The sequence below is a fragment of the Bacillus sp. SIMBA_008 genome (assembly GCF_046535495.1).
Classification (GTDB): domain Bacteria; phylum Bacillota; class Bacilli; order Bacillales; family Bacillaceae; genus Bacillus; species Bacillus subtilis.
Map to the genome: position 1 here is coordinate 346,027 of NZ_JAWRWL010000004.1, position 21,732 is coordinate 367,758.

The following is a 21,732-nucleotide window of genomic DNA, read 5'->3' on the forward strand; positions in this document are numbered from 1 at the left end:
GTAAGGAGTTGACATGGCATTAGTGGCATGTGTATAACTACACAATTATTTGGGATTCAGAGAGCATGTAATGAACGGAAGAGATAATTATTTATCACTTTTATTATTGTACGGTGTTCTTGTGGCATTAAGTTCAGTCAATTTTGGTCTAACTGTTTTCTTTTTGTTTTCATCACCTCTCCATATTATCAACAAACACGAAAAGGATTTTAATGAAAATAAAATGATTAGCGTATGTATCTCTAATTTTCAAAATGAATGAATAGTCCTTTTTAAGATTTACACACAGTTATTCTCCAAGGAAAAATGACTCAATTTTTCGATTTTTTATGTAAATCAAAAAAGAATCATGTTAGAGTAGGTGTGCTGAAAATAATTCAAAAAATTATTTTGCGATATGATTAAAGTAATATTGCCAGAGAGTTTCAATTGGACAAAATTGTAAGTGTTTAATACGCTGGGGCTGCAATTGGGCTGCAATCAAATATGCACCTGGAATCAATTGCCAAACGGGGGAGTTTATATGAACAACAAGAAAAATATCTTTGATATTGTTATGTACATTATTTTCGGTGTGTTAAGTCTTTTTCTAGTTGCAAAAACTGATTATGGCACTGGAGTTTTAGTGTTTGTTGCAATTTTATACCTCGCTGTTATTGCTTATAAAATTAAGCAAGTATTTAGTAATTCAGATTCTTAAGGTGTAACACAAGGAGGATTTCAATTGAGAAAGAAAAGAGTTATTACTTGTGTTATGGCTGCATCATTGACTTTAAGCTCACTTTTACCTGCAGGTTACGCTTCTGCAAAGGAGGACTCTAAGACAACCCCTTCTTACGAAGAACTAGCTCTACATTACAAAATGAAAAGTGAAATTGAAATTGAGTATGTGAGTGGAAATGAAACTCACAAAGTTCAGATGAACGGAAATGATCATACTGTAAAAGTCGATGGCATAGAACAAAAAGGTTTAAACTTTGAGTATGATGAAAATGTTGCTAAAAGAACAAATTATGAAAAAAATAATTTGAAATCAAATGAATTCACAACACAGGCTGCAAAACCTAAAAAGGGATACAATTATGTGGGGACTTTATCTGAGCATACAAAAGCAGCTAAAAATGCGTTATCAGTTACAATGTCATTAGTCGGTATTGTCCCTGGCTTGGAATGGGGGAGTAAGGCTGCCACTATTTTATTCTCTTATTGGGCAAAAGAACAAATCCCTGATGCGTATTATAAATATGATTTATACGAAAAAGGAGCAATGACTGATAGTTGGTATCAGTATGCTACAGTTCAATTTTTTGAAGATAAAGCTCATAAAAAGAAAATGGGCAAACCTTGGACAAGTACTCCTGCAAAAGTAGATTTACCTAATAGCTAATTTTAAAATCACTTTGTCTTTATAAAGGACAAAGTGATTTTTTGTTATACAGAAGTAAAATCCCTCGTCTGAGGAATCTTGGAAAAAACTTGGTTCAATTTTGATATAACATGTTTTTTTCTTGCTAATTTAGTTTTTCTATGTATCGCTACACATTCTAAATAATAAGATATTAGCCGGACGGTTGATGCCAAGCTCAAAAGTTTATATGGAAGTCAAAGCATAAAAAAGGGTGTTACAACGTGTAGTCTTCTTTTTATTTTGCCAACGTAACAAGTGTGAAAGTAATGATTTATAGGATCAGTTAAGAAAGGTTTAAGATTAGATATTGAAAAATTTTATATATTTTCAATAAAATACTGGTACTATAATAAATGTATACAGATTGTATGGAGATGTAATTAATTAAAAAGGAGTTTTTTAATTGCGTTGGAGTAAATGGTTCAATGTTTTTTGTATAGTAGCATTGGGATCAATATATGGTTATAAATTATTTACTAACCAAGAAGTCAGTACTACTCGTTTAATAATAGCTTCTGTAATTGTGTTGTGGAATATTGTTGGACTTTTTAGCAAAGAATCAGTAAAACAAGCACAGCAAGCAAATTAAAAGTCATAAAGTTGGGAAAGAAGGATGTTACTTATGTAGTATCCTTCTTTATTATTCCTTGAAAAATGAAACAAATTGGAGATTACAGCTTATATAATCAATTGAAGTCGTTGATTATTTTCATGAACAGGAGATTTAATGCTTTCTGATGAAATATTATCGTATGAATGTTGCAAGAGGAAACGTTACTCAAAGATTACAGGGATGTGATGAACACTCCTCTTTATCGCACTCACCTGACCCCAAATTGTTGGGGAAGGGCAGGTACGGAAGATAGAGTATTTTTTCTTCGTAACAAATCGAAAAGGTTGGATAATAAAAAACTTATAATCTAAGGCGGTATATAGTTGTGAAAAAGGCGTTATTTCTTATATTAGACCAGTATGCAGATTGGGAAGGTGTTTACTTAGCATCTGCATTAAATCAAAGAGAAGATTGGTCGGTTCACACTGTTTCTTTAGACCCTATTGTAAGCTCAATAGGTGGTTTTAAAACATCTGTCGATTACATAATAGGGTTAGAACCTGCAAATTTTAATTTGCTAGTTATGATTGGCGGGGATTCCTGGAGTAATGACAATAAAAAACTATTACATTTTGTAAAAACTGCATTTCAAAAAAACATTCCAATAGCAGCGATATGCGGTGCAGTGGATTTTTTGGCGAAGAATGGTTTGCTGAATAATCATAGCCATACAGGTAATTTTGTTTACTTATGGAAAGATTACAAACAATATAAACCGATTAGCAGTTTTGTAGAGAAACAAGCAGTAAGAGATAAAAATTTGGTTACTGCTAATGGAACTGCCCCTATTGAATTTACTAATTTAATTTTAGAGATGATTGATTTTGATACTCCTGAGAACATAGAGAAAATGATGTATATGAATCGTTATGGTTTTTATCATTTTTGTGATAAATATGGAAATCCATTTGTTGATTAATTTGCTGGAAATGATTTTCCCGAATAGGGGGCTTTGCGATTGAGTTGAATTTCCTAATAAAGCAAAGAAAGATGATTTGAGGTCAAGTTTAACAAATAATGCCATCAATATTAATTTGCAGTTATTTCCGATACCTGATATAATAAAGAAGAATTATTTTTGTTCGGTGTAAAGGATAGTATGAAGATTGACTTTTCGTCTTGATGATACTTTGGGCAAGGATAGTATATACTGTGTGGTTACACACTAGGAGGCAACAAAAATGGAACAAGGTACAGTTAAATGGTTTAATGCAGAAAAAGGTTTTGGCTTTATCGAACGCGAAAATGGAGACGATGTATTCGTACACTTTTCTGCAATCCAAAGTGACGGATTCAAATCTTTAGACGAAGGTCAAAAAGTATCGTTTGACGTTGAGCAAGGTGCTCGTGGAGCTCAAGCTGCTAACGTTCAAAAAGCTTAATCTTCATTCGTTTATACAAACAGGCTCTTTATATAGGGCCTGTTTTTTTATGTCTATATCATACTCAATAAAAAACCCTACTCAACGTTCGAGTAGGGAGATGCTACAAGGTAATAGAAAAAGATTTAAAACTTCAAAGGTTTGTTTACAGTATAACATACTGGATTGACAATATGCGGAATGTATATAAAATATTTAATTTTTTGTTCAAGCATAGATAACTCTTTTTTTCACTAACCTGTTCGTTCATTTAAGTAAGATTAGATGAATTATAAAAATGGTTTCATCTAAATGTTATCAACTCGCATATCTCTTTTATGAGAAGAAGATAAACAATTATTATTCAATGTGGCAGTGGATATAAGAAATTCTTAAAAATAATGAGGAGATCGATTGTTTTTTTCTCCTGGAAATAATCACTTAGAGATACCTAAAACAATGAAAGCCCTACCTCTCTTCCATCCTTACGGCTCCTTGTCCGTGCCAGTGTGAATCAGGATACTAATAACAAGTGACTATTTTATTGAGTTTTTTGGTAAAACTTCAATCTTCGCAGAAGAAATGTAAATAATAAAAATGGATTAGAATGTAGGAATAACAAAAGAGGTCGTTAATGTTCTAAACATAAGTTGGAGAAGATTTGCTTTTCATCATAATATTCCGAAATATCTTTTGGGATGTATCTAACCAAAACTTTTTATTTGTTTTTCAGTGATTCCTTTAATTACTTCCAGTTCACTAATCAAAAATTCATATGCATTATCCAGCATTTTTTTTTCGCTTGCATTAAGTGCTTTTTCTTTCTTCATACGCATTAAATCACGTACAACTTCAGCACCTTCTTGTATTTCACCTGTTTTTATTTTGTCCGTGTTTATTTTGTACCTTTGCTTCCATGGCAGTAACCTATCGGATTCTCCATGCTGAAAAATGTGCATAATGTGTTTTAATGCAAGTATATCGGTAACTGGTCGTATATTCGAACTCAATATTTTACTCGTTGGAATCATAACTGTCATATTACTGATTGACATTCTTATGACATAATACTGTTGTTTTTCCTCTAAGAATTCTTTTTCTTCTATGGCTTCAATTATACCTGCTCCGTGCATTGGATAAACAATGTTATCGCCAATTTGAAACATATCATCCACCTCCATATATGGTATCCTTCTTAAGATTACCATATATGGAGGTGTAATATCAAAATTTTAATAATAACATGATCGAATTTTTGATGTCAATAACTTTTTTGAAAAAACAGATCAAGCAAAAACAATAGGGAACGTGTCGGATTTCCAATCAGGAAAAGGTCAATTGATCCGTGTGAGCAGTTTTTCATTGGCTCAATGACATTACAGAAATGATTTGAGTAGATAAGAAAGAACGATATTCGTGAAATGTCAGCTAAAAATATTTAAAGCACATGATTAAGTTCTAATTTCTTTACCGATTTGATATGGATAACGGCCGACTTACTTAATGATGCATTTTCACTTATCTTGCAAGCAGAAAAAGGTTTGTTGATAAACATTTAGCCACCAAATTGGCATTATTATCAGGGAAATTGACAACCTTCAAATGGGTATTGAGGCGAGAAGAAAAATAAAGAAAGGAGAGATTATAAATGAAGACCAGAACATAAAGAAGTAAAGGGGAAAGAACAAGGTTAATTGAAAAGCAAACTATATAAAATAGTTTGCTTTTTTTTGTTATGACTTCACTTCTTTTTCTTTCTCTTTAATGACTAATAAAACACCGCTCAGAATTAAAAACGAACCTATCCAAAATGTCCCGCCTATTTGTTCTCCAAGCAGAATCCATCCGAGTAAGGTTCCAACCAGAGGCTGAAAAAAGAAAAAGAGGCCTCCACTTGAGGCATTTAATAATTGTAAGCCGTGGTTCCACAATAAAAATGCACAAGCTGTTGAAACAATTCCCAAATACAAAAGGCCACCTAGAATTTTAGGGTCAAGCAGTAGTGGCGTAAAAATCGTGCTAGGGGAGTACCATTAACAGGGACTCCATTTATTAATAGAATAAACTTTATGAATTCATTTTTTTGTATGATAATGGCGTCATATTCATCGCTTGTTGAAATTTACTTATGAAATAACTGGTACTGTTAAATCCAACTTGATAAGACACTTCTGTCACATTGGATTCAGGGTGTTGCAGTAATAATAAGCTTTTTTGAATTCTATAATCCATTACATAACGTAATGGCGTCTTATTCAGCATTCGTTTAAAATAACGGCAGCATTCAGAACGGCTCAGTTGGCCAGCTTTTGCAATGTCCTCTAATGTGATTTTTTCAACATAATGGAGATGGATCCAGTTTAACATTTGTTTCATTCGATGACTTTTTATCATTTCAGATTGATCGTACTCTAATTGAAAACCATTAACGACCAGGTTTTTCCACATTAACGTTAATTGCATCGTAATGTCAATCTCATAGAGCGATGTCTTTTGTTGAATCAATTGATTTATTTTTTTAACAGCATCTAGAATATTTTTTGCCCACTGTTGATTTCCAGCCAAAAATAAATAGGGCAAATTGGTTGAAAACATATAGGGCTGAACATAGCTTGAATACAGTTCCTGAGATAAAACGAAATGGGGTGACACATTCAAGCAAATATACGTACAATCCGAGCCTTCCTTTTCTTCGGCCATGTGCAGGCAGCCGCTATTGATAAATAATCCATCCCCTTCGTGAACCTCTATTTTTTCTTCATTTATTTGAAAGAGAGCTATCCCTTTTAGTATCAAAACAAATTGGATTTCATCATGCCAATGAAGCGGAATATAGCCATTTATATTTTGATTGATCGTTGTCTTGTAGCAGGCAACTGGCAATTCTACCGTTCGGTGCTCTGTTAATTCTTTTAAATTTTGATCGATCACAAAATTCTTCATTCTGACTTCACACCTCAATATATTTATATTTTTTCATTCAATTTGAGTATTTTTTATCATGTTTTGCATTTATTATAACACTATTATTATATTTATTAGTGAGGAGTCATGTATGAATACTTCCAATAGAAGAATGGGATTGTTCTATGTTATCACAGGGGCGACATGTTGGGGGATTGGAGGCACAGTAGCCAAAAAACTTTTTCAAGAATATCAAATTGATGTCAATTGGCTTGTAACGACACGCTTGCTTACGGCTGGAATGTTACTTTTAATGCTGCAACTGTTCAGAAAGGATCGGTCTCAGGTTATTGAGGTTTGGAGAAACAAAGCGTCGGCTGGCCAGCTTCTTATTTTTGGCCTATTGGGAATGCTAGCTGTGCAGTACACATATATGGCATCCATTCAACATGGGAATGCTGCCGTTGCTACATTATTGCAATATTTATCCCCAGTAATCGTCATTATCTACACGCTTTTGCGAAAACAAACGGTTCTTACCAAACAAGATATCATTACTGTTGTACTTGCTTTAGTGGGTTGCTTTTTTTTGTTAACAAATGGTTCAATGTCTCAACTTTCAGTGCCGGCAGCTGCAGTAGTATGGGGAGTTTTATCAGGATTCGCGGCAGCTTTTTATACTTTGTATGCCGTTGGTTTATTAAATAAATTTGATTCTCTTGTCGTTGTAGGTTGGGCTATGATTATTGGCGGTTTTGCATTGGGTTTTATCCATCCGCCATGGCAACTGGATTTTCAACGATTAACTGCTGAGGCGTATGCATATATTTTATTTGTGATATTATTTGGAACAATGATTGCGTTCTGGTTCTTCATAAAAAGCTTGGAAAGCCTCTCTCCAAAAGAAACAAGCCTACTAGGCAGTCTAGAGCCTCTATCAGCTGTTGTAACAACTGTCGTTTGGTTAAAAGCGCCATTTGGTTCTTTTCAATGGATTGGTGCTATTTGTATTATAGGGATAACTTTAATATTGGCTTTACATAAAGAGCCTTCTATGGAGAGTGAAAAATCGATATTAAAGATTAGGAATCATGCAAATCGGGATATATAGGGGCTTTTTTTGCTTACATGACCGGTCCGGCAATGAAAAACACTGGTGGAGTTTGAGCCCTCTCGGCAATATCAAAAATACCAAGGGTTTTGACGCCCTTGGTATTTTTTCTTCAAGAACCTTCAATTTTTCTTTTTTGTAATTGGTATCCAAATTTCGCTTTTAAAAGATGGTGATGTTACATCCTTATGCTCGTTCCACAATATTTCTGGACCTTCTATTTGTTCGTAATTTGACGATGGAAACCATTCGGAATAAATGCGTCCCCATACTTCTTGCAGTGTATCCGGAAATGGCCCGATTGATTCGAATACAGCCCATGTTGAGGCAGGAACTTCAAGCCGTGAGAAGTTATCTGGACACTGTTTCGTTGTGGCTGCGCCAATATAGTGATCGAGCTCTCCTTTTTCCTCTGTCCGACCTTCAGAAAAATTGGTGGATGCACTAATGAGTCCTGATAGTGCTACATTAGAAAGCTCTTTTAGTTTATTTATTGCTTTTTCATCTAAACTTTCCCACATAGATGCAATTTCCGGATTAATTCCTTTGAAAATAATAGGAACTCTTTTTTTAATGCCAACGATGCGAAATGCCTCTTTTTCTTCAATACGGTAGTTCATTTCATTTCCTCCTTTAATTGTTAGCTGGAAGGTCATTCGTGGATAAGCTTTAAGGGAATGGCCATTAAGTCTGGCTTTTGATGGGTTTATGCCATGTAAATTTTGGAATGCCCGTGCAAAAGAATCTGGTGAGTTATAACCGTACTTTATTGCAATATCAATCACTTTTACATTGCTGTCTTTCAGTTCAAAAGCTGCAAGAGTAAGACGTCTGCGACGAATATATTCCGATAATGAAATACCTGCAAGGAAGGAAAACATCCTTTTAAAATGATATTCAGAGCAGAAAGCAAGCTTTGCTGCCTCTTGAAAATCAATATCATTAGTGAGGTTTTCTTCAATATACTTTAACGCCCTATTCATACTTTTAAGCAAATCCATTTATTTGGCCTCCTTTAACCAAAGAATAACAGGAGTGAAATGTATTTATCCGACATTCTGTGCACAGTTTTGCAGGATGACTTATATGAAATAAAGTAAGTGATTCACTTGTATTTGTACAGGTTTTATTGAAGCATGCTGTTCATAAAAAGGCATCAATAAAGAAAGTTATAATTGTCTTATAAGCAGCACATTCATATAATTGAGTGAAAAAGGATGCGTATCATGCCTATCAATTCTTTTGAAAATTATCCGATGAGCTGGAAGCCATCGATTGATAAAGCTGAAAAGCCTATTTATAAAGCACTTGCAGGGCAATTGGAACAGGATATTTTAAACGGAGTTTTATTACCTGGAACAAAACTTCCTCCACAGCGAGAATTGGCCGATTATTTAGATTTAAATGTGAGTACGATTTCCAAAGCATTTAAAGTGTGTGAGTTAAAGGGGCTGCTGAGTGCGACTGTAGGGAGCGGCACATTTGTATCGTATGATGCGTTGTCGAATGCGTATTTACTTGAGGATACAAAGCCGACACATTTAATTGAAATGGGAGCAATACTTCCAGATCACGCTTCATATGAGCCCTTGTTACACCAACTGAAAAACATGATTCAGGAGGAGGATTATGAAAAATGGTTTAGCTACGGCCGGGCAGGCGAAAGCCTTTGGCAAAAAGATGCAGCTGTAAAGCTCATCCAAAGAGGCGGATTTGAAACATCCGTGGATCACATTTTATTTGCAAATGGAGGGCAAAATGCGATTGCTGCGACATTGGCGAGTCTTTGTAAGCCTGGAGATCGCATCGGTGTTGACCATCATACGTACCCTGGATTAAAAACTGTTGCATCATTGCTTAGTGTGCAAATCGTACCGATAAAATCAGAAAACGATGAAATGAGTCCGGAGTCACTTGAATATGCGTGTAAAAACGAAAATATTAAAGGTTTGTATTTAATCCCGGATTATCATAATCCGACGACTTCCTTTATGTCTGTTGAGAATCGAAGAATGGTTGCAGACATTGCAAAGAAATATAATCTATTTGTTATTGAGGATGCATCGTACCATCTTCTCAACAAAAATCCGCTTCCGGCACTCGCCTCATTCGCACCGCAACAGGTTATTCATATTGCAAGTTTATCAAAATCGTTAGCGCCAGGCCTGCGTTTGGCTTATGTAGCAGTGCCGAGACAATATAAGGAGCCAATATCGAAGGCGCTTTATAATTTAAATATAACCGTTTCCCCGCTATTAGCTGAACTTACTGCTCGCACGATTGTATCAAATCAATTTGAAGTCTTAATTGAGAGTCATCGTGAACAAACCATTCGCAGAAATCAACTCGTAAACCGATATGTTGCGGGATATACATGTTTAGGTGTTGAAACAGGCATTTTTCGTTGGTTGTTGTTACCGGGTAAAATGTCTGGTGCCGAATTTGAAGAATTGGCTGCTCGACATGGCGTGCAAGTGTATGCGGCTGAACGCTTTGTAGTGGGAAATAGTTGTCCTGAAAGGGCTGTAAGGGTTTCTGTCTGTGCACCAAAAACACTTGAAGAGCTTGAACAAGGATTAATGATCCTGAGACGTTTGCTAGACGATCTTACCTAATATTGTTTGCCATACAATTATGACATTGTATGGCTTTTTTGTGCGTGTTATGATGATCCACATCTAGAGGGAGGTTTATACAAAATTGGCTTTTAGAAAGGAAGGTCAGATGATGTTAGACAAGGACAGCGTAAAAGCAATAGATGTTCAAACTGCTTCATTACAGAGCTACATCAGTTCACCAGAAAAACAAAAATCGTTATACAAGCGTACACTATTCGTTGTGAGTATCTCACAAATTTTTGGCGGTGCGGGGCTGGCGGCAGGAGTGACTGTCGGTGCGCTTATTGCACAGCAAATGCTTGGCACTGATGCGTTTGCTGGTTTGCCTTCTGCTTTATTTACTTTAGGGTCAGCAGGATCTGCATTAATTGTTGGAAGACTTTCTCAACGTTATGGCCGTCGAACAGGTCTTTCAGCTGGCTTTATGATTGGCGGACTTGGAGCAATAGGCGTTATTATGGCAGCAATCATAAATAGTATTTTCTTGTTATTTATTTCGTTGCTTATTTACGGTGCAGGTACAGCCACTAATTTACAGGCCCGTTATGCAGGTACAGACTTAGCAAATCATAAGCAGCGAGCGACTGCTGTTAGTATAACCATGGTTTTTACTACATTTGGCGCAGTGGCAGGTCCAAGCTTAGTGAATGTGATGGGGGATTTCGCTCTTTCTATTGGTGTTCCATCACTTGCTGGCCCTTTCATTTTAGCCGCAGCAGCATATATGTTAGCAGGTGTGGTCCTTTTCATTATGCTTCGTCCAGATCCATTAGTTATAGCAAGAACAATAGAAGCGGCAAATGAAGAGCCTGGTGATAAAGGACATTTGGCGGCAACTGAGCATACAGAAAACAAAAAAGGGATAATCGTTGGGGCAACGGTTATGGTTCTTACCCAAATAGTAATGGTAGCTATTATGACAATGACACCGGTTCATATGAGACATCATGGGCATGACTTGGGTGCAGTCGGTCTTGTTATTGGTTTTCATATAGGTGCTATGTATCTCCCTTCACTTGTTACAGGTGTTCTTGTAGATAGGTTGGGACGTACCGCAATGGCTATTTCCTCTGGAACAACGTTGCTTTTGGCAGGTGTAATAGCAGCATTTGCTCCGGGAGAATCTATGATTCTTCTCGTCATTGCTCTTTCTTTACTGGGATTAGGGTGGAATTTTGGTTTGATAAGCGGGACTGCCCTTATTGTAGATTCAACTGATACTGCCACACGAGCTAAAACGCAGGGGACAGTGGATGTTCTGATTGCGTTGTCAGGGGCTGCTGGCGGAGCATTATCTGGAATGATTGTGGCAGGTTCAAGTTACCTAGCATTATCATTTGCTGGAGGGATGTTGTCCTTATTACTCATTCCAGTGGTGGTATGGTTTAGGGGACGATAAAGGATAGGATTGTTTAATTTACATTAATTTGTTATATTGTTAGATAAAGTCTATTGCGTCGTCTAATAATCTAACTAACTATAGTTGCTCCATTAAATCTATTATAAAGATTTGACCAGGATTCCTTATAGCTGTGTCACTCACTGCATATTCTTTAATTGAATCACATAAAATGGTTATCGGATTTGAAAAAGGCAGGATTACTCGCTTTAGGTAAAGGAGTCATAACGTTGTTAAAAAGGTTTTCTCTTGTTATTGTTACACTAATGATGTCTATCGTTGTTGTTTTAGCGGCTGCTAAAGAGTCGCCTGGAGATCATGTCATCTCATTTGATGAACCTATTATCTTGATGATCTCAATTGGAATCGTTGTATTTTTATTGATCCCTCCATTAGTCATGTCCTTTTTTGGCAATTTGGTTGTAAGAATAATATCTGGTGTATACCAATGTTTTATCGTTTTCACTTTTCTGGGGCTCATTCCAATTGGATTTCTTATTCCCAATGGCTTTTTGACAATTCTAGTTTCTATTGCAGGAACTTTAGTCAGTATAGCTAGTGTTGCCGTAACCTTATGCATTGGCAAGAATAAAAAAGATATATAATCATCGAATTGTTATTTTTTCAGATTGTCAGTGAAATAATTATACAAAAAGAGAAGGCTTGTGGGCCTTCTTTTTTTGTTGTTGCATCATCCCCACTTTGAGCTTAATCTATTGAATAATAAGAGAAGGAACCTATAGAAGAATAAAATAAATACCGAGATGTCAAAAATAAAACTGGACTTCATTATTGTGAATTCACGTAAATGTAAAAAGATTGGAAAGAGGGGAATTCCTTCATGACAAATAGCAGAACAAATCCGAAGGTTGATGAATTTTTAAGTAAAGCGAAAAAGTGGAAGGAAGAATTTGAGAAGTTGAGAACCATCATTCTTGACTGTGAGCTGACTGAAGATTTTAAGTGGATGCATCCTTGTTACACATATCATAATAAAAATATTGTTTTAATACATGGGTTTAAAGAATATTGCGCGCTTCTGTTCCACAAAGGCGTCTTATTACAGGATACAGATGGAATTCTCATTCAACAAACGGAGAATGTACAGGCGGCGCGCCAGATTCGGTTTACAAATGTTCAGGAAATAAATGAGCTAGAAAACATTTTGAAAGCCTATATTCACGAAGCCATTGAAGTTGAAAAAGCCGGTTTGAAAGTGGATGTTAACAAAAATATTGAATTGAACATTCCTGAAGAACTTCAAAATAAATTCGATGAAATCCCTGCATTGAAAATTGCTTTTGAAGCTTTGACCCCGGGACGGCAAAGAGCGTACACTCTTTATTTTTCTCAAGCCAAACAATCCAAAACCCGAGAATCGAGAGTCGAAAAATATGTGCAAAAAATTCTCGATGGAAAGGGATTAAAGGATTAGGCACGCCAAGGTTCAGGCTAAAGGAATAGCATCATAGCGTAATAAGATCATTTCTATAGAAGAAAAACAAGCATAGTAAGATGCTTGTTTTTTCTTAGGACAACATTCACTTACTGCTGAAATGCTTCTAACATTGTATGCCACTAGACAGCGTTATAAAATATTAATGCAACACCTAGAAATCTATCCAATGAAATAGCTCAATGGTATGGCTCATTACATTTAGAATGCCTAGGAGAACTAATAGAACCGGAAGATTTTTAGCAAGTTACTACACTCCAAACTTTGTTTTTGTATTAATATACCTTATTAACCATTGTTTTTAGTCAGGTGCAGACAAACGAATACTGATTAATGAATCATCATGATATCAATGAGCCGCTTGATTTTTTCATCGTCGCCTGTATCAACGTACACTGTTTTTCTGTTTTTTATGATACTCTCAGTCACTTCCCGCATGACGCCTTTTTCTATATCATCAGCGGAATCCCAGCGTAAAGGCACATTATATACATGAATTGTGCCATCCCCATTGCCATGATAAGTGACTGATCCATCCACTAAACGAGAACCTGCCAACTGGGTCACATTTTCTGGATAGCTGGCACTTGTATCATCATTAGGATTAATTGGCTCGCCAGCCGCAATATGTCGAACATTTAATTCATCTATCTCTTGATTAGGTCCAAGTTGAAGCCAAACTCTGGCATATTCAATTTTTTCCGAAGAGTATGCTGCCAATACATTGTCTTCTTTGCTTTTCTCTTCTGCTGAAGAGGTATCATTTGCAGCTTTTGTTGCGGATTCTTCTGATTCTGTTATTGGCTCCGCTTCATCCTTGCGTATTTTGGTGCTCTCTTCAGGCTCAGTGTGTTTTTCGTCAGTTTGCACAGCAGAAGCTTGATTTGAAGGTTGTTGTGCTTCTCCATCCTTACTGTCCGTACATCCAGCAAGCAAAATCATAAGCAGCAGGGCAGTATTGCAATAACATATCTTTCTGCGTTTCTTCATTTTTTCATTCCTCTCTATTAATTCAGGTCAGCTTCATATATAAGTTTATGTATCTAAATATTACCATGGAATAGATAGGATGATATTGAAAACTGTTTAAGAAGAGGAAACGATCTTGAATAGCATCGCGAAAACCTAAGAATCTTAAGAAGTTTTGCCCCTTTTTCTTCAGGTATTGAATGTAAAGTGGGATATAAATGCAAACAAAAACGAAATGCCTTATCCACCTCGTGTCATGGCAGAAAAAGTGGGGGATTTATTAGAGCGGATTTGATAATGGCGGCAGGTAAATGGGTGTTGACTTATATGTCTAAGCGGGAGACTCAAGTCTGCTCGATCGCGTGCAAAATACCAAGGGCCAGCAACCCTTGGTATTTTTATACCTTCATGCATTTTTGAAGTTTACGATAAAGGTCTGCCTTACTTTGCAAATCGCCGTGCAGCAGCAACACACATGATAACGGCGATATTTACTGCTACGAGTGCCCAGCCCACTTTCTCGTGCAGAATCACTGAGGCAAGCAGCAGTCCAAAAAAAGGCTGGAGAAGCTGGAGCTGCCCAACCGCCGCAATTCCGCCTTGGGCAAGACCTCGATACCAGAACACAAAGCCGATCAGCATGCTGAATAAGGATACATATGCAAGACTGAGCAGTGCGGGAACGCCGATCGCCGACCATGAGTCCGGCGTAAAAAAGAACGACAATGGCAGCATAAGAGGGAGTGACAGAACGAGTGCCCATGAGATCACCTGCCAATTCCCCAGACGCCGTGAAAGCCTTGCCCCTTCTGCATAACCAAGACCGCATACGACAATAGAAGCCAGCATGTACGCGTCGCCAAGCGGGGATGAACCTCCCCCCTGAATGAGTGCGAAACCTGCTACTAACAAGCTGCCAACGGCTGAGAAAATCCAGAAGACGGGGCGGGGGCGTTCACCCCCGCGCAGTACGCCGAAGACCGCCGTTGCAAGCGGAAGAAGTCCAATGAAGACAATGGCGTGTGCGGATGTGACATGCTGAAGCGCTAAAGCTGTCAGCAACGGGAAACCAATCACTACGCCAAACGCTACCACTAATAATGAAATGAGGTCTCTTTTGGCAGGATGCTGCTGCCGGAAGATGAGAAGGAGACTTCCCGCCAGTACACCAGCTATCGCAGCGCGGCATACGGTGAGGAACAGCGGATCGAAGTCCGACACAGCCAAACGGGTCGCAGGCAGCGAGCCGCTGAAAATGAGTACGCCTATAAAACCATTTATCCAGCCATTTGTTCGTTTGTTCATTACAATCACTCCACATATCTTTCTTGTTCATTGCCTGTATTTTCTTAACAAAACCAGCAGTTAAGGATTACAATGACTATAAACTGGAATTGGCCTTTTATAAACAGCCAGTTTTCATAAAAAAATGCATACCAGTTAGGAGAACAACGCGCAAATGGATATCACGCCTTTTTTGAATAGAACTCTGGATATTCCGCTTTATCAGCAGCTTTATCGGTATTTTAAAGAAAATATGCATCGGGGCCGTATTCAAAAAGGAATGAAGCTTCCTTCAAAAAGACTTTTGGCGAATCAGCTTTCCATCAGCCAAACGACTGTAGAACGTGCCTATGAACAGCTCGCTGCTGAAGGTTATATTGTGAGCAAGCCAAGAAGCGGGTGGTTTGCTGATTATCATGATTCTGATTTTGCTTATGATAGAATGCCAAGCACAACACCCATTCAACAAGAAGCAGAAGAAAATAAACAATGGATTGATTTTCATTATGGAAATGTAGATTCTTCTTACTTCCCTTTTTCCGCATGGCGAAAAAGCATGGTCAATAGCTTAGACCAATATGGACACGAGCTTTATCGGCCGGGACATGTTTTAGGAGAGTTTGAGCTGAGAACACTCATTGCAGAGTACCTGTATCAATCTCGGGGTGTTCATTGCGGCCCTGAACAAGTGATTATAGGTGCCGGGAACCCTATTCTGCTGCAAATCTTGTGCCAAGTTTTTGAGCCGAATATTTCTATAGGGTATGAGGATCCTGGTTATCCAAGAGCACGCAAGATTTTTGAAGCCAACCGCATGAATATTGTTCCTATACCAGTCGATGCTGAAGGAATCTGTATACAGAAGATCAAAGAACAGCAGCCAAACCTTGTATATGTCACACCTTCCCATCAATTTACGCTGGGAACAATCATGACGATCAACAGAAGAATTCAGCTGCTCAAATGGGCGGCCGAAAATCAATCCTTTATCATAGAGGATGATTATGACGGGGAATTTAGGTACACAGGACAGCCGGTTCCTTCTCTGCAAGGGCTTGATCAGCATAACCGTGTCATTTATATGGGCACTTTTTCTAAGTCTCTTTTGCCCTCGCTGCGTATCAGCTATATGATTCTTCCTTCGCCTCTTTTAAAAAAGGGGCATGAAATCACGTCCTTATATAAGCAGACAGTGTCCTGCCACAGTCAGCTAACCCTAGCTGATTTTATAAAAAATGGAGAGTGGCAAAAACACATCAACAGAATGAGAAAACTTTACCGCAAAAAAAGAGCCATTGTATTAGAGGCAGTGCAAAGGGAATTAGGAGAGCATGTCAGAATTCGCGGAGAAAACTCTGGGCTTCGTATCTTACTTGACGTTTATTTGCCATTTGGTGAAAAAGAGTTAATTGAGAAGGCGAAAAAACATGGAGTAAAAATTTATCCTGTTTCTCTTTCTTATCAACATCATCCTCCTACAAAAACGGTTTCGCTCGGGTTTGCAGGGGTTTCTGAATCCAACATAAGAGAAGGCATAAAAAAACTGAAGGCTGCCTGGAAGATATGAGGGAGCTTTCAGTTTAGCAAAAAGGCCAAGTGACGACTAAGTGTTGAGAGCTGTTCAATATTTTTTAAGTATATGATGAGTGCCAGCAGTCCAGCCCACGATATGTCTGTTTAGCGAAAAACAGAATTTTTTATTTGCTCATCACAGTGCTAAAATAAACAAAATAGACAATTGAAAAAATAGAGGTGTAAGAATGAAGTTAGATGAGTTTACAATTGGCCAGGTCTTCAAAACGAAATCATTAAAAGTAACAAAAGATGATATTATGCGGTTTGCGGGTGAATTTGACCCTCAGTATATGCATGTAGATGAAGAAAAAGCGAGTAAAGGCAGATTTAATGGAATTATCGCTTCCGGCATACAAACACTGGCCATATCTTTTAAACTTTGGATTGAAGAAGGTCTCTATGGAGACGATATTATAGCCGGAACAGAGATGAATCATATGACATTCATAAAACCCGTATATCCGGATGATGAATTGTTTACAATTGTTGAGGTTCTTGATAAGCAGCCAAAGAGAAATGAATTGGGAATACTCACAGTATTGTTATCTACTTATAATCAAAAAGAAGTAAAAGTGTTTGAAGGTGAGTTATCCGTATTGATGAAACGATAACTCAGAAAGCCCGCTTTTCGCGGGCTCGATTGAAGCAGATGGGTGAAAGATGTTAGCGGGTTTCTTTTGAAAAATAAGAGGTTAAAATATCATAAACAATAGGCAAAGAAGTAAACCCCTCATTTTCTAGAAAATGACCCCCGTGCTGGACTTCGTATAACGCAGCGTCAATTTGTTGTGCCAGCTCCTTGCTCCATGAAAATGGAACAATTTGGTCGTTCTTAGAAGCAATGACAGCACGGTGCTTCGCGGACTCGATGATTTTTTGATGATCAAACGATCCCTGTGTAAATTCATCTAACATCTGTAAAGTGGGCAACGATTTGGCAAAGCCGGAAACAAGTATGATTCCGCCAAGCTGTTTTCGTAATTGAATATGTTCCAAAAATCTCAAAATGGCAGGGCACCCTAAGCTGTGCGCAACCAAATACGTATTTTCGTGTAAAGTGTGCTGATATAAAGAGAGTGTATCCAGCCAATCCTCAAGTCTTGGCTGGAGCGGATTAGGCATGTTTAAAATGTCTGCTTGGACCCCATCTGCGAGCAGACGTTTTTTCAGCCAAGGGAACCAATGATTTGTTGAGGAGGCTCCGTAGCCATGAATGATATAGACTTGTTTTGTCATTTTTTCCTCCACACGAAGCATTTTCATTCAGTATAAAATTCCTCTCAATGGGAAACAAGTACGCACTTTTTTGTAAGTAGTTTTACATATGAGGCATTCCTTGTGCCATTCCCCACTTACACATTTCATCTATGAGGGGATACAAAGATCGCCCTCTGTCAGATAACGAATACTCTACTTTCAGTGGGGTTTGAGAAACCTCATACCGATGAATAAGGCCGTCAGTTTGCAATTCCTTAAGCTGTGCGCTTAACATTTTATGGGTGATGAAGGGCATAGCCCTTTTCAGCTCGCCGTATCTCATCGTTTTTTCACACCCTAACTCATAGAGAATTCTCATTTTCCATTTGCCCCCTATAAGAGATAAGGTGTATTCAAATGGGGCTTGTTTACTGCGGCACAGGTTATTCATTGTAATCAAACCTCCTTTTTTAAGTATCATATCAGAATAAATTAGGATTTTCGGTGTTGAAGTTTGAGGGCGATTCACGATCTGAAGTGAAAGGGGCCGCTTGCTCAACAGGCGGCACGGTACATGAATGTTCTAAGTCAAAGAGGGTTACCTTACTGTTAATTACTTTATTTAAAAAAACGCATGTTTTTAGCTGAAAATATCTATTATGGTATATTTAAATATAACGAAATATTTGAGAAATGAGGAATGGTATGAATACAACCAAAAAACATAAGAAATTTAAAGCGAAAATGATTTTCCAAATCATCATGGTTATCATTGGAGGAATCATAGCGGCGTATGGACTAGAAACAGTGCTCATTCCAAACAGTGTATCTGATGGAGGGGTGACGGGTCTGAGCATCGTTGGTTCACAGCTATTCAACTTGCCGCTGGGGATTTTGATTGCTGTGATCAACATTCCATTTGTCTGGTTAGGATATAAGCAAATTGGGAAAAGCTTTGCATTATTATCAATTATCGGAATCGTATCGCTTGCCGCGGGGACAAGCTTTTTCCACCACACACCCGCTATCATAGAAGGAGATACCCTGTTAATTACCGTTGTCGGCGGGATTATCCTTGGATTCGGAATGGGGCTGGCGCTGCGTAATGGCGGCGCATTAGATGGAATTGACATGCTTGCTGTGCTGCTATCCCGAAAACTGCCATTCGGAACGAGCGATCTCATTCTATTCTTAAACCTATTTGTGTTTATTTTTGTTTCCACAGTATTTGGCTTACAAGGGGCATTGCTTTCAGTCATTGCTTACTACATTGCATCCAAAGTGATTCATGTTGTGGAGGAAGGCTTAAGCGGCTCTAAAACCTTTCAAATTATTACAACCCAACCTGAATTAATGGTAGAGACAATACGTGATCAATTAGGCCGAAGCGCCACATATAAAGAAGCTTACGGGGGTTTTTCCCACGAGAAATTTAAAGAAATCACATGTGTCATCAACCGTTTAGAAGAAACCAAACTAAAGGAAATTATTAATGATATTGATAAATCTGCCTTTGTCACCGTATATGACGTAGCTGAAGTGAAGGGCAGCAATTTTAGAAATCTTAATCATCACTAAAAAATAGAATGACCTTTTTAACCGTAACTGACATGCCGCGGGTAATTTAATCAAAAACACTTTTTTGAGGCTTGTGGGTGAATAACCGGTGAAGGTCTCAATCATAAATACCAAGGGTATCAAAACCCTTGGTATTTTTTGTATTTTGCTGATTGCTATTATGCTTTCCTGTCCGATATCCATTTCAGTTACTGATTTGGGAATGAAATGCTTTGTCCGCCATAAGTGTTGTCCTGGTCATCCTTCCTGCCAAAAGCAAATACAAGCTATATTGCCGTACTCGGTTCAATGTACAATGGGTAAAGGCAAATAAAGAGATTGATATTAATTGAATCAAACATATTTGATGTTCCGAATATAAGGGATTGTTTATATAAATAAAAGTTTATATAATGACGGTGGCGCTAAGGAAACGCGGGGAGCGACTCAGGTTTTCGTTTTTGAAATTTTGATCCTTAAGATAAACGGAGCTCTGCATATGGAAACGCAAAAGGGAATGTATAAACGTTTGGCGTGTATATAACGATTTGCTTATATATTGATTTGGGAAGGAGGAGCTCATATGACGATTGATGTTGCGGCGATGACTCGTTGTTTGAAAACACTTAGTGATCAAACTAGGCTTATAATGATGAGATTATTTCTTGAAAAAGAATATTGTGTCTGTCAATTGGTTGATATGTTCGAAATGAGCCAGCCCGCCATAAGCCAGCATTTGCGGAAATTAAAAAACGCAGGTTTTGTGAATGAGGACAGAAGAGGCCAATGGCGTTATTATTCAATAAATGGTTCCTGTCCTGAGTTTGATACATTGCAATTGATCTTACATCAAATTGATCAGGAGGATGAATTGTTAAACCATATCAAACAAAAGAAAACTCAAGCGTGTTGCCAGTAAGGAGGCATTAGATTGACATCAATGATTTTGGCAGTATTCATCTTTTTATTAACTCTAGTATTGGTCATATGGCAGCCGAAAAATTTATCTATAGGGTGGTCAGCCTGTGGAGGCGCAGTTTTAGCTCTAATAGCAGGTGTTGTCAATTTTCATGATGTGTTAACTGTGACAGGGATTGTTTGGAATGCGACCTTGGCTTTTGTGGCCATCATACTGATATCGTTAATTCTTGATAATATCGGTTTCTTTGAATGGGCAGCGCTTCATATGGCTAAGGCTGCAAAAGGATACGGTGTGCGGATGTTCGTTTATGTATCTCTATTAGGAGCTATCGTCGCCGCGTTATTTGCAAATGACGGTGCAGCTCTTATATTGACACCAATCGTATTAGCGATGGTCAGAGCATTACATTTTAATGAAAAATTAGTTTTTCCTTTTATCATTGCCAGCGGATTTATTGCGGATACCACTTCGCTTCCTTTTGTAGTAAGCAATTTGGTCAACATTGTTTCAGCGGACTATTTTCATATTACGTTTATTGATTATGCATCCAGAATGGTTGTCCCGTACCTGTTTTCGCTGCTGGCGAGCATCATTGTACTTTACCTTTTCTTTAGAAAAAGCATACCAAAACGCTATGATCTGACTGAGGTTAAAAAACCTGTTGAAGCAATTAAAGATCAAAACATGTTCAGACTGTCATGGTATATCTTAGGGCTGCTGTTAATTGGATATTTTGCAAGTGAATTTTTTTCTATCCCTGTATCAGTGGTAGCGGGCAGCATTGCAATCATTTTCTTAATCGCTGCGCAAAAGAGTCCGGCCGTCCATACAAAGAAAGTGGTGAAAGAGGCGCCATGGGCTATCGTATTCTTTTCAATTGGCATGTACGTTGTTGTGTATGGTGTCCGAAATGCCGGATTAACGGATGTCCTTTCAGATGTGATTCAAGCCGCAGCTGATCAAGGATTGTTTGCTGGGACAATTGGAATGGGCTTTATTGCGGCGATTCTTTCTTCCATTATGAATAACTTGCCGACTGTTATGATTGACGCATTGGCCATTGCCGGTACAGATACACATGGGATGATGAGAGAAGCGCTTATTTATGCAAATGTGATCGGTTCAGATTTAGGGCCTAAAATAACACCGATTGGTTCCTTAGCGACATTATTATGGCTTCATGTTCTTTCGCACAAAGGTATGAAGATTTCCTGGGGCACGTATTTTAAAACAGGAATTATCCTCACGATACCCACTTTATTGATCACACTTGTCGGCCTGTATATTTGGCTGCTGATAATCCATTCTTGTTTCTAAAAGGACAAGGTCACTATATCAAGGAAAACAATGCACTGGTA

The 21,732-nt window shown here is 37.9% G+C and carries 22 protein-coding genes and 1 pseudogene; 15 read left to right on the forward strand and 8 right to left on the reverse strand.

The annotated features are described in order from the left end of the window. Positions 1–523 precede the first annotated feature (523 nt). The 5 genes from SB658_RS15850 (at position 524) to cspC (ending at position 3,403) form a co-directional block, all read left to right on the forward strand. A complete protein-coding gene (locus tag SB658_RS15850; protein WP_009966645.1) occupies positions 524–700 on the forward strand; it encodes a hypothetical protein in 177 nt (58 codons plus the stop codon). 24 nt (positions 701–724) lie between these two features. After that, complete coding sequence (locus tag SB658_RS15855) at positions 725–1,387, forward strand: hypothetical protein (RefSeq protein ID WP_032677461.1); 663 nt, start codon at positions 725–727, stop codon at positions 1,385–1,387. 424 nt (positions 1,388–1,811) lie between these two features. Further along, positions 1,812–1,997: a hypothetical protein gene (locus SB658_RS15860; RefSeq protein ID WP_009966647.1), complete on the forward strand. Its 186-nt coding sequence runs from the start codon at positions 1,812–1,814 to the stop codon at positions 1,995–1,997. Positions 1,998–2,346: 349 nt separating this feature from the next. Further along, on the forward strand, positions 2,347–2,940 hold the full coding sequence (locus SB658_RS15865) for a type 1 glutamine amidotransferase family protein (RefSeq protein ID WP_003234249.1): 594 nt from the start codon (positions 2,347–2,349) through the stop codon (positions 2,938–2,940). Positions 2,941–3,202: 262 nt separating this feature from the next. Next, positions 3,203–3,403: a cold shock protein CspC gene (gene cspC, locus SB658_RS15870; RefSeq protein ID WP_003234247.1), complete on the forward strand. Its 201-nt coding sequence runs from the start codon at positions 3,203–3,205 to the stop codon at positions 3,401–3,403. A 683-nt stretch (positions 3,404–4,086) separates the two neighbouring features. On the opposite strand, the gene SB658_RS15875 is transcribed toward cspC, so the two are convergent. The 3 genes and pseudogenes from SB658_RS15875 to SB658_RS15885 form a co-directional block, all read right to left on the reverse strand. Beyond that, complete coding sequence (locus SB658_RS15875) at positions 4,087–4,548, reverse strand: CarD family transcriptional regulator (protein WP_010886417.1); 462 nt, start codon at positions 4,546–4,548, stop codon at positions 4,087–4,089. Between the two features lie 567 nt (positions 4,549–5,115). Next, positions 5,116–5,382 (reverse strand): annotated as a pseudogene (locus SB658_RS15880) (DMT family transporter); the annotation flags it as partial. Positions 5,383–5,449: 67 nt separating this feature from the next. Beyond that, a complete protein-coding gene (locus SB658_RS15885; RefSeq protein ID WP_410601911.1) occupies positions 5,450–6,325 on the reverse strand; it encodes an AraC family transcriptional regulator in 876 nt (291 codons plus the stop codon). 112 nt (positions 6,326–6,437) lie between these two features. Here SB658_RS15885 and SB658_RS15890 point away from each other — a divergent pair, with 112 nt between their 5' ends. Beyond that, complete coding sequence (locus SB658_RS15890) at positions 6,438–7,397, forward strand: DMT family transporter (RefSeq protein WP_015252746.1); 960 nt, start codon at positions 6,438–6,440, stop codon at positions 7,395–7,397. Positions 7,398–7,519: 122 nt separating this feature from the next. Here SB658_RS15890 and SB658_RS15895 read toward each other — a convergent pair whose 3' ends face one another. Next, the gene (locus SB658_RS15895; RefSeq protein ID WP_019712424.1) at positions 7,520–8,398 is read right to left on the reverse strand and encodes an AraC family transcriptional regulator; all 879 of its coding nucleotides are present in this window, start codon (positions 8,396–8,398) and stop codon (positions 7,520–7,522) included. A 225-nt stretch (positions 8,399–8,623) separates the two neighbouring features. On the opposite strand from SB658_RS15895, the gene SB658_RS15900 reads away from it, so the two are divergent. The 4 genes from SB658_RS15900 (at position 8,624) to SB658_RS15915 (ending at position 12,849) form a co-directional block, all read left to right on the forward strand. After that, a complete protein-coding gene (locus SB658_RS15900) occupies positions 8,624–10,012 on the forward strand; it encodes an aminotransferase-like domain-containing protein (protein ID WP_019712425.1) in 1,389 nt (462 codons plus the stop codon). 109 nt (positions 10,013–10,121) lie between these two features. Beyond that, complete coding sequence (locus SB658_RS15905) at positions 10,122–11,414, forward strand: MFS transporter (RefSeq protein WP_144500899.1); 1,293 nt, start codon at positions 10,122–10,124, stop codon at positions 11,412–11,414. Positions 11,415–11,644: 230 nt separating this feature from the next. Then, on the forward strand, positions 11,645–12,019 hold the full coding sequence (locus SB658_RS15910) for a hypothetical protein (RefSeq protein ID WP_003243802.1): 375 nt from the start codon (positions 11,645–11,647) through the stop codon (positions 12,017–12,019). 236 nt (positions 12,020–12,255) lie between these two features. Further along, on the forward strand, positions 12,256–12,849 hold the full coding sequence (locus SB658_RS15915; protein ID WP_003234230.1) for a YdeI/OmpD-associated family protein: 594 nt from the start codon (positions 12,256–12,258) through the stop codon (positions 12,847–12,849). A gap of 351 nt (positions 12,850–13,200) precedes the next feature. Here SB658_RS15915 and SB658_RS15920 read toward each other — a convergent pair whose 3' ends face one another. Next, positions 13,201–13,860, reverse strand: a complete 660-nt coding sequence (locus SB658_RS15920) for a lipoprotein (RefSeq protein WP_003243990.1) — start codon at positions 13,858–13,860, stop codon at positions 13,201–13,203. A 420-nt stretch (positions 13,861–14,280) separates the two neighbouring features. Then, positions 14,281–15,144 (reverse strand): DMT family transporter, encoded by an 864-nt coding sequence (locus tag SB658_RS15925; RefSeq protein WP_144500888.1) that lies wholly within the window; start codon positions 15,142–15,144, stop codon positions 14,281–14,283. Positions 15,145–15,298: 154 nt separating this feature from the next. Here SB658_RS15925 and pdxR point away from each other — a divergent pair, with 154 nt between their 5' ends. Together pdxR and SB658_RS15935 are read left to right on the forward strand one after the other, a co-directional pair. Next, positions 15,299–16,690: a MocR-like pyridoxine biosynthesis transcription factor PdxR gene (gene pdxR, locus SB658_RS15930; RefSeq protein WP_048654929.1), complete on the forward strand. Its 1,392-nt coding sequence runs from the start codon at positions 15,299–15,301 to the stop codon at positions 16,688–16,690. Between the two features lie 193 nt (positions 16,691–16,883). Further along, positions 16,884–17,309: a MaoC family dehydratase gene (locus SB658_RS15935; protein ID WP_048654930.1), complete on the forward strand. Its 426-nt coding sequence runs from the start codon at positions 16,884–16,886 to the stop codon at positions 17,307–17,309. A 52-nt stretch (positions 17,310–17,361) separates the two neighbouring features. Here SB658_RS15935 and SB658_RS15940 read toward each other — a convergent pair whose 3' ends face one another. Together SB658_RS15940 and SB658_RS15945 are read right to left on the reverse strand one after the other, a co-directional pair. Next, a complete protein-coding gene (locus SB658_RS15940; RefSeq protein WP_048654938.1) occupies positions 17,362–17,934 on the reverse strand; it encodes an alpha/beta hydrolase in 573 nt (190 codons plus the stop codon). Between the two features lie 82 nt (positions 17,935–18,016). Continuing rightward, positions 18,017–18,346 (reverse strand): winged helix-turn-helix transcriptional regulator, encoded by a 330-nt coding sequence (locus SB658_RS15945; protein WP_021481668.1) that lies wholly within the window; start codon positions 18,344–18,346, stop codon positions 18,017–18,019. Positions 18,347–18,600: 254 nt separating this feature from the next. Between SB658_RS15945 and SB658_RS15950 the strand changes: the two genes are divergently transcribed. From SB658_RS15950 to SB658_RS15960, 3 genes are all read left to right on the forward strand, one after another. Continuing rightward, positions 18,601–19,473, forward strand: coding sequence for a YitT family protein (locus tag SB658_RS15950; protein ID WP_021481667.1), 873 nt, complete (start codon positions 18,601–18,603; stop codon positions 19,471–19,473). Between the two features lie 562 nt (positions 19,474–20,035). Next, positions 20,036–20,371 carry a metal-responsive transcriptional regulator AseR gene (gene aseR, locus SB658_RS15955; protein ID WP_015482851.1) on the forward strand — a complete coding sequence of 112 codons (336 nt, stop codon included), beginning with the start codon at positions 20,036–20,038 and terminating at the stop codon, positions 20,369–20,371. Between the two features lie 12 nt (positions 20,372–20,383). Then, on the forward strand, positions 20,384–21,691 hold the full coding sequence (locus SB658_RS15960) for an arsenic transporter (protein WP_003243030.1): 1,308 nt from the start codon (positions 20,384–20,386) through the stop codon (positions 21,689–21,691). Positions 21,692–21,732 lie beyond the last annotated feature (41 nt).

Coding starts and splice junctions, on each gene's coding strand:
- SB658_RS15850 (WP_009966645.1), top strand. CDS start 524: ATGAACAACAAGAAAAATATCTTTGATATTGTTATGTACATTATTTTC.
- cspC (WP_003234247.1), top strand. CDS start 3,203: ATGGAACAAGGTACAGTTAAATGGTTTAATGCAGAAAAAGGTTTTGGC.
- SB658_RS15875 (WP_010886417.1), bottom strand. CDS start 4,548: ATGTTTCAAATTGGCGATAACATTGTTTATCCAATGCACGGAGCAGGT.
- SB658_RS15885 (WP_410601911.1), bottom strand. CDS start 6,325: ATGAAGAATTTTGTGATCGATCAAAATTTAAAAGAATTAACAGAGCAC.
- SB658_RS15890 (WP_015252746.1), top strand. CDS start 6,438: ATGAATACTTCCAATAGAAGAATGGGATTGTTCTATGTTATCACAGGG.
- SB658_RS15895 (WP_019712424.1), bottom strand. CDS start 8,398: ATGGATTTGCTTAAAAGTATGAATAGGGCGTTAAAGTATATTGAAGAA.
- SB658_RS15900 (WP_019712425.1), top strand. CDS start 8,624: ATGCCTATCAATTCTTTTGAAAATTATCCGATGAGCTGGAAGCCATCG.
- SB658_RS15905 (WP_144500899.1), top strand. CDS start 10,122: ATGATGTTAGACAAGGACAGCGTAAAAGCAATAGATGTTCAAACTGCT.
- SB658_RS15915 (WP_003234230.1), top strand. CDS start 12,256: ATGACAAATAGCAGAACAAATCCGAAGGTTGATGAATTTTTAAGTAAA.
- SB658_RS15920 (WP_003243990.1), bottom strand. CDS start 13,860: ATGAAGAAACGCAGAAAGATATGTTATTGCAATACTGCCCTGCTGCTT.
- SB658_RS15925 (WP_144500888.1), bottom strand. CDS start 15,144: ATGAACAAACGAACAAATGGCTGGATAAATGGTTTTATAGGCGTACTC.
- pdxR (WP_048654929.1), top strand. CDS start 15,299: ATGGATATCACGCCTTTTTTGAATAGAACTCTGGATATTCCGCTTTAT.
- SB658_RS15935 (WP_048654930.1), top strand. CDS start 16,884: ATGAAGTTAGATGAGTTTACAATTGGCCAGGTCTTCAAAACGAAATCA.
- SB658_RS15940 (WP_048654938.1), bottom strand. CDS start 17,934: ATGACAAAACAAGTCTATATCATTCATGGCTACGGAGCCTCCTCAACA.
- SB658_RS15945 (WP_021481668.1), bottom strand. CDS start 18,346: ATGAATAACCTGTGCCGCAGTAAACAAGCCCCATTTGAATACACCTTA.
- SB658_RS15950 (WP_021481667.1), top strand. CDS start 18,601: ATGAATACAACCAAAAAACATAAGAAATTTAAAGCGAAAATGATTTTC.
- aseR (WP_015482851.1), top strand. CDS start 20,036: ATGACGATTGATGTTGCGGCGATGACTCGTTGTTTGAAAACACTTAGT.